Genomic DNA, 13,012 nt, shown 5'->3' on the forward strand with positions numbered 1-13,012 from the left:
AACAGTGTATTAGATGTTTAGCAGGTGGATATCGGTGGCGGCATTAAAAAACAGTGAACATGAAAAAATAGCCCTTGAGCACCAGGCCGCAAAAATTTTTATGCGCTGGTACGAGCACGATCACGGTAAAAAAATACGACACATTTGGCACAATCGACCCAGTAAACCTGATGTATCCTGTCGGTTTGAAGGGCAGCGCCTGGATTTAGAAGTGGCGCATTTATATGGCTCTGAGGCAGAAGCCAGACAAATTTTAGGTCGTGAACTGCATGATAAAACCATAGTGGAGCTGCAAGAACTAGAGCAAATGTCCGAGCCCGACCAGCGGCTTTTAAAAGCGCTAAACCGGATCTTAATCAACAAATCTCATAAATCGTATAAATCAAACCGCGTGTGGCTGGTGATCCGTAACGCTCACCCTGCATGGGGGGCTGAGCAAATTAAAGCGCTGCAACACTGTATCGATGTACCCGCGAACCATCCGTTTGAACAAATCTGGATGGTGGGTGATTGGACGGGTGATAGCGGAATAATCCAGCTGTATCCTTAGACAGTTTGCGCGATGGCGCCAAAACGCCGGTTTATCAAAGCCTTCGTTATGTGTGAAAAGTGCATGATATTTCGAGCAGAGATTTTGCCCTGATAGAGCCGTTAAACAGTTATTTTATACCGATGCGATAAATTGCCGCCTCTTCGGGTTAAGAGCGCAACCTATGCAGATCTGATACTGGTTTGTTAATTTAGTTGTAATTGGCAGGGGATAACCCGAGTCGATCGCGCGTTACCCACCTATGAAAACACCAATCACAATGCCGGCGCCGTGATGCCGGCCCTGACGAGTCCCATATGTTTGATCAAGAACGGGGCATTAATCTCAGCGAGCATTATATCGATTCAGTATGGGATAATACCCGTATGAACAATATCGCCTAGCACTTTGTCACTGTGTGGTTAGACAAGTATTTGAAAAATATTAGTGCAATGGGCGAGTATTTGGACTTGGTGCCGAATGCCAACGCTGGGGTATTCGCCCTGGATGATAACGGTAAACCCAAGGCTGAGCATACCTACTGCAAAGGTTTTGCTAATCGCACAGCCAAAGGCTTGCACTTTGAGCGCTTACGCTCATCTCAATAGCGTTTTTTATGAAGAACATGGCCTGGAGCAATAGCATTTCGCCAATTTTCGATCCGCGTCCTTGCGAACCAGGCCCTTTTTTAAACGAGCCTAAAGGAGGCATCTTAGGTCTTTCGCAAAGCAGAGGTTGAGCCGCCAACGAAACTAAAGTACTACGAGCCCTGTTTCCCGTCCCTTGAGGTGTGAACGCAGTATTTTTTATGGGCTATTAGCTGCTTTCATAGGCCAAGGGATCGATGCAGTCGTTTTTGGCAAAGGCTTCCAAACGTTCCTGACAGGCACCACATTTACCACAGGCTTTTTCACGCCCGTTATAACAAGTCCAAGTCAGGTTGTAGTTCAGCGCCAGTTTTAATCCTGCGGCCAAAATTTCAATTTTACTCTGATATAAAAAGGGCGAGATTATTTCAACCTTTTCATAATTGGCAATGGCGCATACGTCATTCATGCGTTCCACAAACTCCGGACGGCAGTCCGGGTAGATAGCATGGTCGCCCGAATGGGCACCGTAGTAGACCTTACTTGCCTCTAGTGACACCGCATAACCCACCGCCATGGATAACAAGATCATATTGCGATTGGGCACCACTGTTTGTTTCATGCTTGCCTGGGCATAATGGCCTTCTGGCACTGCGATGTCTGAGGTTAGAGATGAACCGCCAATTAATTCATTGATGGCTGAAATATCAATAATTTTGTGTTTAACCCCAAGCTTAGTGCAGGCTCGACTGGCATATTCCAGTTCTTTTTTATGACGCTGACCGTAGTCGAACGATAAGGCATATACCTCAAATCCTTCCTGGTGGGCCATGTTTAACACAGTAAAGGAGTCCATACCGCCAGAAAAAATTACAACCACCTTTTGTACCATTTGTTTAGCTTCTCTATAATCGTTCGTTTCTAGGTGGTAATGTTAAGTGATCCCGCTAGAAATTCCCAGATAACCCATACCCAAACCACAGGAATACCGTGACCAGCTACAAAATAAACGAAGTTTTTGAATCGATCCAAGGGGAGGGAGCGCATACGGGCGTGCCATCAATATTTATCCGCTTACAAGGCTGCCCGGTTGGGTGTCCTTGGTGTGATACTAAACATACCTGGGCAATAGATGAAAACCTGAAGATAGACGTTACGCAAGTGATGGCGGAAAAAGGTGAATCTGATTCCTGGTTTGAACATACACCGGCGCAGCTGCTCGACCTATTTGCCAGGCATAATTACCAGGCCACCAATATTATTCTCACCGGTGGCGAGCCTTGCATGTATGATTTGCGGCCATTATCGAACACCTTGCTTGGCGAGGGGTACTCAGTGCAGATTGAAACCAGCGGTACCTATGAGGTTTTAACCCATCCTGATACGTGGGTGACCGTTTCACCCAAGGTGAATATGCCTGGTGGGCGAGATGTGTTAAAAACTGCACTAGTAAGGGCAAACGAAATCAAACATCCTGTGGCGATGCAAAAGCACATAGATGAACTCGAGCAGGTATTGACCTTGTTGGAAGGCAGAACTCGTCCCTTGATATATTTACAACCTATAAGCCAGCAGAAACGTGCCACAGATTTATGTATTAAAACCTGTATCGCCAAAAACTGGCGTTTGTCATTACAAACCCACAAATTCATCGGCATTGAATAGATAATAAGAAGGCAACAACACCCTATGCACCATGACGCGCAAACATTTTTAACGGATTATGCCGAGGCATTAGATAGCCATAATATAGAACGGCTCACAGATTTTTGTTTGTTACCCACAGTGGTGATGAACGATCAACAAAAAATCTTGTTTCATAACCGGGAGCAGTTAACAAAAGCTTGCGCAACCTTGATTGAACAAATGATCCAAGCCAAAGTAGTGAAAAATACCCCTAAACTCAGTCAGGCTATACGCCTGTCCGATACCTTGTATTTTATCAAGATGCGTTGGCTATTTTTGGATAAAAGTGACACCGTGCTTTTCAGTTGCCCCACATCCTATACCTTACAAAAGGTAGGTGAAAACGGCTTTAAGATCATTGTTGCTGTAGTTGATCCAGACGAGAATGTTATGCTTAGCCTGTTTTCATCAACCAAGAGTTAGGCCGAGTCATGGGTAAAACATTAAGCATTATCCTGTTGTTGGTCAGTATTAATTGTCAGGGGGCGACGTGGCGGATAACTTATCCTCGCCCTATGTCTGATTCCGATATGCGCGCTAAATACCCTATACAACTGTTGTCGCTGGCCTTGGATCAAACGGGTGTGAACTACACCTTGGTGCCCTCAGACCAGATCATGTTACAAACTAAAGCACTCAAACGTTTGACGGATAATCGGGATGTGAATGTGGTGTGGGCGATGACCGATACCCAGCGTGAAGAACAATTGTTACCCATACGGATCCCGATCTACAAGGGGTTGATTGGTTGGCGACTATTGCTTATTCGTGACGATATGACAGAGCGTTTTAAATACATTCAGCAGTTCGAACACCTGATCAAGCTCACTCCATTGCAAGGGCGCGACTGGCCAGACACCAAAATATTGCAGGCCAATGGTTTTAACGTGGTTATGGATGATAACTATGCCAGTCTGTTTAATATGTTACGCAATGCTCAGGGAGATTTTTTCCCCCGATCCGTGGTTGAGGTCTGGGGGGAAATTGACAATGCCGCTTACAATAAAAATTTGATGATCGAACAGCATCTTGCCATTAAGTATCCCGCTGCCATGTATTTTTTTGTGAATAAAAAAAGTGTTCCTTTAGCCAATTTGTTACAAAGTGGACTGGAAAAAGCCATTGCCAATGGCAAGTTTGATGAGCTTTTTTTACAAGCTCACCAAAAGAACCTGGATAGGGCCAATATCCCCAGTAGACGCGTGTTTGAATTGGAAAACAGTTTTTTGCCACCTGGGACGCCTCTGGGACGCAAAGAATTGTGGTATCAGCAGCCGGAACATCCGCAATAACCTGTTGCGAGTGTTCCGAAAATTTTTGGTACTGTTACCCTCGTCTTAGGGTGTCTGCCCTTATTGTTTCAGATTTACCAGGTAACGTCCTACCACCTGACTTTGTAAAAAACGTTCCAAATATAGTGGGGTCTGAGCCAGGGAGATTTGTTCACCATAACTATCGAGATTAGGCAGTTTCATGTCTGTGGCTACCCGGTGCCAAATCTTTTGTTTCTCTGCCAGCGGAATATATACCGAGTCTACCCCCAACAACGATACACCCCGGGTAATAAAGGGAAAAACATTTAACGAAAGCTCTGGGGATGATGCAAGGCCACAATTTGCAACCCCCCCACCGGATTTAATCTGTTTGATTAAATTTGCCAGGTAGTTGCCTCCCAGCGTATCTATGCCATGAGCCCAACGTTCTGGACCTACGGGGGCGTCCCCAACTTCATTGAGCACATCTCTATGCAGGACTTCATCCGCGCCAATGGTCTTTAGATGTTCGCTTTGTTCTGGTTTGCCTGTAAATGCGACGACTTGATAACCCAGATGTTTTAATAGGGCCACACTAATGCTGCCTACACCACCTGTTGCACCCGTCACGGCCACTGGGCCGTCCCCTGGGGTGGCGCCCATTTTTTCCAATTTCTGGATACACAGCGCCGCCGTTAAGCCTCCGGTACCGTAAATCATGGCTTCTTTGAGGCTTAAGGTATCTGGGCGTTTGACCGCCCAACTTGCCGGTATGGAAATCATTTGTCCTAAGCCCCCGGGTGTATTCATGCCCAGGTCATAACCAAACACCAGAACTTCATCCCCTGGTTTAAAGGTATTGGACTTATCGCTGATCACCCGGCCAGCAGCATCGATACCTGGGGTGTGGGGGTAGTTTCTGGTGATCCTTTTGTTTCCACTGGCCGATGCGGCATCTTTATAATTCAATGACGAATAGTGAACCTCGATAAGCAGTTCGTTATCCGGCAAATCCCCCAGGGAGCGGGTAACGATACGTTTAGTAAATTGATGATCTTGCGTCTGTTCAACGAGCAAGGCTTTAAACGTATTGGATTGAGACATAGTTATTTTCCTTAAAAAGTAAACCTAAGGGGCACTATATTCGGTAATGCATCTTAGTCTTTGATTACCCAGTTTCAGTGGCCACTATTTGACGACTAGAAAGGGTATGTTGACGTTGGCGACGTGTTTATGGCCATCGAAGGTGTAAGCAAACAAGCGGTATTCCCCTACTATTGTAGGGGCCATAAATTCAATTTCCACCTGAGTGTTTTGTTGTGTACTGCGTTTAATTGTCACAGGCAAGGCTGCTGGGGCGGCTTCAAAATGCCCACCCTGACTACGTTGACCCACTTCTTGCATCAATTCCCAGCGGGTGGTTAAGGGGTCAAGGTCTGGATCTTTGACCATGACTTTGGCCGTAGCCAGTTGGCCTGGCTTAAGCTTGACACTGTCTGCGGGTGTTTGCCCCTCTATGAAAATTGCGCTTGCCAACGGGGCGCGATTTTCGGGGTATTTTCCGGTCCAAATTTTGGTTAACTCATCAACCCGGGCATCGTGTTCACCGGCAACACTAAACATGCCATACCAGGTCGGGGTGCGCTCCTGCTTTTGCCCCCATAAAAATGCAAAGCCGCCAATAACCTGGCCAGTTGGATCGTTAATTATACTGCTCTGCATGCGCTGGGCCATGCCGGCCGCCTTAAGGGCGCTAGGTTCTTCTATTTCCCGCCCCCATTCGGTGCGGGCTACTTCCCAGTGGCCCTTGGGGCCAAACTCGGTGACCATAAAAGGTTTGTTGACGTTGGCCTTGTAGATGGCTTGTGGCAAGCTTGATAAATCTCCATATAACTGCACTGATATGATATCAATCTGTGGTGCACGTTTAAGCAAGGTGTGGATGGTATTTTTGTCAGCACCTGCCAGGGCAACGGTGACCGGATGATTAGGATCGTTTAGGTGAATATAGTCGCTGATATCTGCTAAGGCATCATAGACCTTGGGATTGGCTGATACGGATTGGCCTTTATCGTCAAATAACAGATTTGGCTCATTGGCGATGACCCACAGCAACACATTGGGGTGATTTTTGTATTTATCGATTATCCCGGTCATTGCTTGAAACTGGGCCGCTACGGCGGCGGTGTCATTATAATTGAAACCCTGTAATTCTTTACCGGTTGCCAGGCCAACTGCGACCATGATGTCCAGCTGGGCGGCTAAGACCAAGGCTTCATCCAGATGTCGCACGTCCCAGGTGCGAAAGGTGTTTCCCCCGGCGGTCTTGAGTGCCTTTATTCGCTCGCCATCCTGGTATCCCAGACCGACCCCGTTAATTTGATAAGGGGCACCGTTCACTGTGAGAACAAATTTGCCATTTTGCGTTGCGATCTTCACTGCCTTGGGCGTATCGAAATTATCTTCGGTAATGTTTGCCAGTGCGAAATGACAAACCAGGAGCAGAGCTAGGGTACTGACGGGTTTACTGATAATTTTAACGTTTAACAACATAGTATTTATAACCTTAGTCAAATAAACGAGGTGGGAGCAAAACGTATGTTCACTTTATCTGTGCTGCCGAATGTTGACAACAACGAGTACTGGAACAACGATAGTCATGTTATTAAGAGGGCCCAGATATATTGCAAAAAAAACAGCAAGTTGCCAGTATTGAAATAGGCCGCCAGTTAGCTTGTTCTCTGCCTTGTTTTCTACCATAAAAAAAACCGTCTCGGGAGACGGTTTTTGGTATTAACTCAATAATTTGTCAGGCCTTGCCGTGAATGTCGCGCATGGCACGACCGGACGGATCGGCATTACCTTTGAAGCTGGCATCCCATTCCAGGGCTTCAACGGTACTGCAGGCGATTGATTTACCACCGGGCACACATTTTGCTGCACTTTCCTGGGGGTAAAAGCTTTCAAATACAGTACGAAAGTAATAGCCTTCTTTGGTATCAGGCGTATTAATCGGGAAACGAAATGCTGCACTGGCCAGTTGTTGATCGCTGATATCCTGTGCTACTTTTTCTTTAATCGAGTCTATCCAAGAATAACCGACACCGTCACTAAACTGTTCTTTTTGACGCCATAAGACTTCTGCCGGCAAGTATTGGCCGTTATCAAACGCTTTGCGTAAAATCCATTTTTCCATCTTGCCGTCCAGACACATTTTGTCTTTAGGGTTGAGGCGCATGGCTACATCCAGGAACTCTTTGTCTAAAAAGGGCACCCTAGCTTCCACTCCCCAAGCCGCAGTTGATTTGTTGGCACGGGCACAATCAAACATGTGTAAACGCTCCAGTTTACGCACGGTTTCCTCATGGAATTCTTTGGCATTGGGCGCTTTGTGAAAGTACAGGTAACCGCCAAATATCTCATCCGCTCCTTCTCCGGATAACACCATTTTAATGCCCATGGCCTTAATCTTACGACTCATGAGGTACATAGGTGTCGCTGCGCGAATAGTGGTGACATCATAGGTTTCAAGGTGATAAATCACATCACGAATGGCGTCCAGACCTTCTTGCACAGTAAAGTGCACTTCGTGGTGCACAGTGCCAATCATGTCCGCGACTTTTTTAGCCGCGATTAAATCCGGTGCGCCCTCAAGGCCTACCGCAAAAGAGTGCAGGCGGGGCCACCAGGCTTCACTCTGATCGTTGTCTTCGACACGCTTGGCCACGTACTGGGCGGCGATTGCGGACACCAGGGAAGAATCCAGACCCCCGGAGAGCAAGACTCCATAAGGCACATCAGACATCAGATGTGATTTGACCGCTTTTTCAAAGGCCAATTTCAAGTCATTTAAATCGGTTTGATTGTCTTTGACGTTTTCGTAATCCATCCAGTCCCGTTGATAATATTTTTTCAACTCGCCGGTTTTACTCCATAAATAATGCCCTGGGGGGAATTCCTGTACCGTTTTACACACAGGTACCAGAGATTTCATCTCAGAGGCCACATAAAAATTACCGTGCTCGTCGTAGCCTGTGTATAGGGGAATAATACCCATATGGTCACGGGCTATCAGGTAAGCATCTTGCGCCTGATCATAGAGTATAAAAGCGAACATGCCCTGGAGTTGGTCGATAAAGTCGGGCCCATGCTGCTCATAGAGGGGTAAAATCACTTCACAGTCTGATTTGGTGCGAAAATCGTAAGGTTGGGCCAGGTTTTGTTCTAGGGCTTTGTGGTTGTAAATCTCGCCGTTGACAGCCAATACGTTATTATTATTTCGGCTTATGAGAGGTTGCGCACCTGTATCTACATCGACGATAGCCAAGCGCTCGTGACATAAAATAGCGTTATCATTATTCCAAATACCAGACCAGTCAGGGCCACGGTGACGTAACATTTTGGATAGTTCTAAGGATTGCGTTCTAAGTTCTGATACATCAGTTTTGATGTCCAGAATGCCGAAAATACCACACATAAAAAAGCTTCTCTTTTAATTTATTTATTACTAATTACATTAGTCAGAAGGCTTGGTAAATATAGACCAAGCATGAGCGCTGGGGAAAGTGGTAGTTCTTATCGTTATCTTTACTTTCTTGCGCCCTTGAATTTGCCAGTCTGAGAAAAAAATGCAAGGGGAAACTGTTATTTTTTTACACTTGTTAGCTATTAGATAGATTGAGGGCCGTTTTCGTTAATTAGTTGTTACTAACTTAGGGGGTTGATGGACAATAGCCGTTTGCATCTTGGGCTTAACAAACGGCTACCGGATAGGGGGTTAGTCAGCTTTACCTGGACGTTGGAATTCACTCTGCACATTCCACTTAGGCCAGGCCTGTGATTGGGCTAAATCGTAACCGACTTCGAACAACATTTGAGTATCTTGTTGTACACCGGAGAAATCCCAGTTTTCACGGAACTTGTCACAGACTTGGTGATAACAGCCGGTAACTATCACTTTTGCCCGTTTTCGATAGATTGCGGTTTGCTCGTCCAGTGGCTCACTGCCGCCTTTGGCATACAACGCCGGCACGCCCTGTTTGGCAAAACTAAAGTGATCTGAACGGTAGTAGGAGCCGGCTTGCGGACGATCTTCCATTTTTAATACTCGGCCCTGACGTTCGGCGGCTTTGGCTAAATAAATTTCTAGTTCGGATTTACCCATGCCCACAACCGATACGTCTTTGGTGCGGCCCAATACATTCATGGCATCCATATTGATATTAGCCACTGTTTTAGCTAGGGGGATCACCGGGTGACTGGCGTAGTATTGTGAGCCTAGCAGGCCTTGCTCTTCTGCGGTGACGATTAAGAACGTGACCGAGCGTTTTGGTGCGACCTTAAGTTCACTGAACGCTTTGGCGATGGCCAAAGCGGAGGCTGTGCCGGTCGCATTGTCATGGGCACCATTGTAAATTTGGTCACCGTCCTTGTTATGATCTTTACCCAAATGATCCCAGTGGGCGCTGTAGATAATATGCTCAGCCGGTGTTTTTGAACCGGGCAAGGTCGCTATCACATTATGACTAATGGATTTTTTCATACGGCTATTGATGGTCACCGAGGCATCGACGTTCAGTGCCTGATGATAAGGGCCTGCTAAAGCTTTGGTTTTTTCCTCAGCAAAATTCAAACCCGCAGAACTAAATACTTGTTTGGCCGCATCCGTAGATAGCCAGCCTTCAACCGCCACCCGGTCAGCATTGCCGTTAGGGCTGACCAGGCTGTATTGCGGACCACTCCAGCTGTTGGCTACCACTGACCAGCCGTATGATGCGGGTTTAGTTTCGTGAACTATTATGGCTGCCGCCGCGCCCTGGCGACTGGCTTCTTCATATTTGTAGGTCCAGCGACCATAATAGGTCATGGTTCTGCCTGCAAACTTGCCGCTTTTTGGATTTTCAAAACCAGGATCGTTGACCAGGATCAGCACGGTTTTACCTTTAACATCCAGGCCCTGGTAATCATTCCAGTTATACTCAGGTGCATTGACCCCGAAGCCGACAAATACCACTTCTGAATCCGTCAATTTAACCTGGCTTTGTTCGTGTTTGGTTGAGGCAATCATGCCAACTTTATAGTTAAAAGTGTCTTTACCTATGTTCATGGTCATATCAGGCGAAGCGGTCATTTCCAGCAATTCTACCGGTTGCAGATAACGGCCGTTGTTGCCTGGTTGATAACCGAGCTTTTTAAATTCAGCAGTCAGGTAATCCAGGGTTTTCTGCTCACCCAAAGTCGTTGGCAAGCGTCCTTCAAATTCGTCAGAAGCCAGTATTTTGGTGTGCTGCTTCAAGGTACCCTCATCGATATTCTGGTATGCCTCAAGAAAATTAGCTTGTTGGGTGTCCCGGTTGCCAGTGGCACCACAGGCCAATAACCCAGTGACCAGTAACGCCAGTGTCCCCAATTGAATTTTTTGCATATTGATTTTTACCTAATTTGGATTTCCCCCAGTATACTGCCATTTTAAGGGTTATCACCACCGGATATTGTTCACCTATTTATGTCTTTAATTTGGAATAAACCTTTTATTGAACAACAAAAATGTTTGCCGTTATTCCATCTGGAACAGCAATTTCACTTATCAACGTTTGACCAGTGGCCAAACGCCCAGGGGCTAAATCAGCTTAAATTAGCACTGGACGGGCCGGGTGGCCCGGACTTCATCTGCCAGCAGGCACTGGGGCCTAGTGAAAGCTATTATGAACAAATCATCTTCCAACAGGGGCATATCCCAACTCGCCCAGATAATTGGCATGATCTGTTTAATGCCCTGGTATGGTTGCAGTATCCCCAAACCAAAAGCTTGCTTAATCGTATGCATGTTGAAGATATAACGGAGTTTGGTGTGTCACCCCGATCCAGTAGACGTAATCACTTGACCCATTTCGATGAATGTGGGGTGGTATTGGCTTATACCTCTAACCGGGGGAGTCAAATCGGCGATCATGAGATCACTGAGGCATTGACCCAACATCAATGGCAGCGGGCCTTTATTGAGCATAGGGCCTGCTGGGGCACAGATATACATGCGCTGATGTTCGGGCATGCCAATTATGAAATGATGCTACACCCCTTTATCGGTTTAACCGGTAAATGGTTGGCCATAGAAGTGGGGGCAGACTTTGCAGGCCAGTCCTTGGCGCAACGCCAGCAAGAGGTGGATAAAAAACTAGTGGAGAAAATAACCCATGAACAATTCTTTTCTCAGCATAAACCCCTTCTTCCTTTGCCACTTTTAGGTGTGCCGGGCTGGAGTGAAGCTAATCTGGATCCTGGTTTTTATGACAATGCCGATTACTTTCGACCAAAACGTGGGGACAGCGTTTAAAATAGTAGCACCAAAACCCAAATCAATATTATCAAGCACGGGGGAATAAAGGCTATGTAGTACGCCGTGATAGCAGATATACGAGTCCATTGGTTAATACCAATGGCGAGCAAGGTAAGTGTCCATAAACCTTCGAGCTTGATGGCACTGCAAAGGGCAAACCATTTAGAGCTTATGTCGATAGCAAAAATATAGGAAAACGCCGTAGGGGAAATGTCGCTCAGCAGCAACCGTGGGCTATCCGTCAAGGATAAAAGCAGCAAGCTTAACAGGGATGCCAGTACAGTGGGCAATAGGGCCCACCATACCAAGCCGTACCAGTCGCTAAAACTCAACACATTCAATTCATCTATTTTGCTGGCAAAATTTAGATAAGCGGCCACCAAGGCCACCTCAATAATTGCCAATAAGGCGGGGCTCAGTAACGTGCCCACCCAGCCTCTTGCCGCTTCTAATGAAACACTGATTACGCGCTGTTCAGCCGGACTGACCGTGGCGAATTGCAGGTCTATAATGGTGTCTTTGTACCACTGGAAATCCACTAGCTCAAAATAGTAATAAATCGGTGCCACAATGGCCGCTATCACCAGCAAAAATGGTAGCCAGGACCAATTGTTGGTGGTTGCTAATCTGGAGAAAACCCGACTAGGGCGAAAAAATACGTTTACACAGGCCTGCAAAGGATTGTTTATCTGCTGCATGGGTTTTTATCCGAGCATGGGGTTTAAACTAGCAATTGACTGATTTTAAAGCCTATTGTTACATATTTTTGCGCCTAATTTGCTGTAATATGTTTCCCTTCAGCAGAACTTATATTAGCTGGGCTGAATACTGATAGGAAAGGGAATGATAACGATAAAACAGTTAAGCAAAAAATTTGCCGTGCAAAATCCGAAAAAACTCAGTGAGCTGGAAAAACAAGATCCTCGTTTAAAAGGGCGTTTTTTTCATTCAGTATTGGATGTGTCTTTTACCTGCTATGAAGGACAGGTGCTAGCGTTACTGGGACCCAATGGGGCGGGTAAAACGACTACCTTACGTATGTTGTCCACCGCTCTTAAGCCAAATGCAGGCTGCGTCGAAATCAACGGTATAGATGTGCTGAAAGATCCCCTGCTTGCCCGTAAAACAATTGGTTTTTTATCTGGCACTACCGGTTTATACGGGCGTTTGAGCGGGCGCGAAAATATTGCCTATTTTGGCCAGTTACACGCTATGCCCAAAAAACAAATTGAGCAGCGCATAACTGAACTGGCGGATTTATTAGACATGCACAGTTTTTTGGACAGGCGTTGTGAAACCTACTCCACGGGCATGAAACAAAAGGTCTCGATTGCCAGAGCGGTAGTGCATCAACCCCAGGTAGTGATCCTTGACGAACCCACGACCGGCCTGGATATTATGGCCACGCAGACGGTACTGACGTTTATTCGTGGCTTGCAGCGCCAGGGAATACCGGTGATTTTTTCAACCCACCATCTGGATGAAGTCGACGAGCTATGCGATGCAGTAGTGGTCATAGATCAAGGGGTCAGTAAGTTTGCCGGTACCTTGGGTGATTTTAAATCCCTGGCTGATGGCTCTTTACACCAGGCATTTTTAACCAGTATTCAGTAAGGACAGG

General features: G+C 46.4%; 13 protein-coding genes. 7 read left to right on the forward strand and 6 right to left on the reverse strand.

The window, feature by feature from the left end; genetic code table 11:
* Positions 1–13 precede the first annotated feature (13 nt).
* A complete protein-coding gene (locus AC3RV5_RS07385; protein WP_489731302.1) occupies positions 14–550 on the forward strand; it encodes a hypothetical protein in 537 nt (178 codons plus the stop codon).
* A gap of 413 nt (positions 551–963) precedes the next feature.
* The gene (locus AC3RV5_RS07390) at positions 964–1,137 is read left to right on the forward strand and encodes a hypothetical protein (protein ID WP_489731303.1); all 174 of its coding nucleotides are present in this window, start codon (positions 964–966) and stop codon (positions 1,135–1,137) included.
* 208 nt (positions 1,138–1,345) lie between these two features.
* On the opposite strand, the gene queC is transcribed toward AC3RV5_RS07390, so the two are convergent.
* Positions 1,346–2,008 (reverse strand): 7-cyano-7-deazaguanine synthase QueC, encoded by a 663-nt coding sequence (gene queC, locus AC3RV5_RS07395; RefSeq protein WP_489731304.1) that lies wholly within the window; start codon positions 2,006–2,008, stop codon positions 1,346–1,348.
* A gap of 98 nt (positions 2,009–2,106) precedes the next feature.
* On the opposite strand from queC, the gene queE reads away from it, so the two are divergent.
* From queE to AC3RV5_RS07410, 3 genes are read left to right on the forward strand one after another with little or no spacing between them, the layout of a single operon-like run.
* Positions 2,107–2,781, forward strand: coding sequence for a 7-carboxy-7-deazaguanine synthase QueE (gene queE, locus AC3RV5_RS07400; RefSeq protein WP_489731305.1), 675 nt, complete (start codon positions 2,107–2,109; stop codon positions 2,779–2,781).
* Between the two features lie 24 nt (positions 2,782–2,805).
* A complete protein-coding gene (locus AC3RV5_RS07405) occupies positions 2,806–3,225 on the forward strand; it encodes a DUF6841 family protein (protein ID WP_489731306.1) in 420 nt (139 codons plus the stop codon).
* 8 nt (positions 3,226–3,233) lie between these two features.
* Entirely contained in the window at positions 3,234–4,094 is an 861-nt protein-coding gene (locus AC3RV5_RS07410; RefSeq protein ID WP_489731307.1) for an amino acid ABC transporter substrate-binding protein, read from the forward strand.
* A 60-nt stretch (positions 4,095–4,154) separates the two neighbouring features.
* On the opposite strand, the gene AC3RV5_RS07415 is transcribed toward AC3RV5_RS07410, so the two are convergent.
* The 4 genes from AC3RV5_RS07415 to AC3RV5_RS07430 all read right to left on the reverse strand — a co-directional run bounded on the left by AC3RV5_RS07415 (position 4,155) and on the right by AC3RV5_RS07430 (position 10,479).
* Positions 4,155–5,159 carry a YhdH/YhfP family quinone oxidoreductase gene (locus AC3RV5_RS07415; protein WP_489731308.1) on the reverse strand — a complete coding sequence of 335 codons (1,005 nt, stop codon included), beginning with the start codon at positions 5,157–5,159 and terminating at the stop codon, positions 4,155–4,157.
* A gap of 84 nt (positions 5,160–5,243) precedes the next feature.
* Positions 5,244–6,608, reverse strand: coding sequence for a glycoside hydrolase family 2 TIM barrel-domain containing protein (locus AC3RV5_RS07420; RefSeq protein ID WP_489731309.1), 1,365 nt, complete (start codon positions 6,606–6,608; stop codon positions 5,244–5,246).
* 256 nt (positions 6,609–6,864) lie between these two features.
* Positions 6,865–8,532, reverse strand: coding sequence for an asparagine synthase B (asnB, locus tag AC3RV5_RS07425; RefSeq protein WP_489731310.1), 1,668 nt, complete (start codon positions 8,530–8,532; stop codon positions 6,865–6,867).
* Positions 8,533–8,832: 300 nt separating this feature from the next.
* Positions 8,833–10,479 carry a M28 family metallopeptidase gene (locus AC3RV5_RS07430; protein ID WP_489731311.1) on the reverse strand — a complete coding sequence of 549 codons (1,647 nt, stop codon included), beginning with the start codon at positions 10,477–10,479 and terminating at the stop codon, positions 8,833–8,835.
* An 81-nt stretch (positions 10,480–10,560) separates the two neighbouring features.
* Here AC3RV5_RS07430 and AC3RV5_RS07435 point away from each other — a divergent pair, with 81 nt between their 5' ends.
* Positions 10,561–11,388 carry a DUF3025 domain-containing protein gene (locus AC3RV5_RS07435; RefSeq protein WP_489731312.1) on the forward strand — a complete coding sequence of 276 codons (828 nt, stop codon included), beginning with the start codon at positions 10,561–10,563 and terminating at the stop codon, positions 11,386–11,388.
* Here the strand turns inward: AC3RV5_RS07435 and AC3RV5_RS07440 are convergent.
* The gene (locus AC3RV5_RS07440; RefSeq protein WP_489731313.1) at positions 11,385–12,089 is read right to left on the reverse strand and encodes a YIP1 family protein; all 705 of its coding nucleotides are present in this window, start codon (positions 12,087–12,089) and stop codon (positions 11,385–11,387) included. The genes AC3RV5_RS07435 and AC3RV5_RS07440 overlap by 4 nt on opposite strands.
* Before the next feature lie 145 nt (positions 12,090–12,234).
* Between AC3RV5_RS07440 and AC3RV5_RS07445 the strand changes: the two genes are divergently transcribed.
* Entirely contained in the window at positions 12,235–13,005 is a 771-nt protein-coding gene (locus AC3RV5_RS07445) for an ABC transporter ATP-binding protein (protein WP_489731314.1), read from the forward strand.
* The last annotated feature ends 7 nt before the right edge of the window (positions 13,006–13,012 follow it).

The organism is Paraglaciecola sp. IT1134, assembly GCF_058068185.1.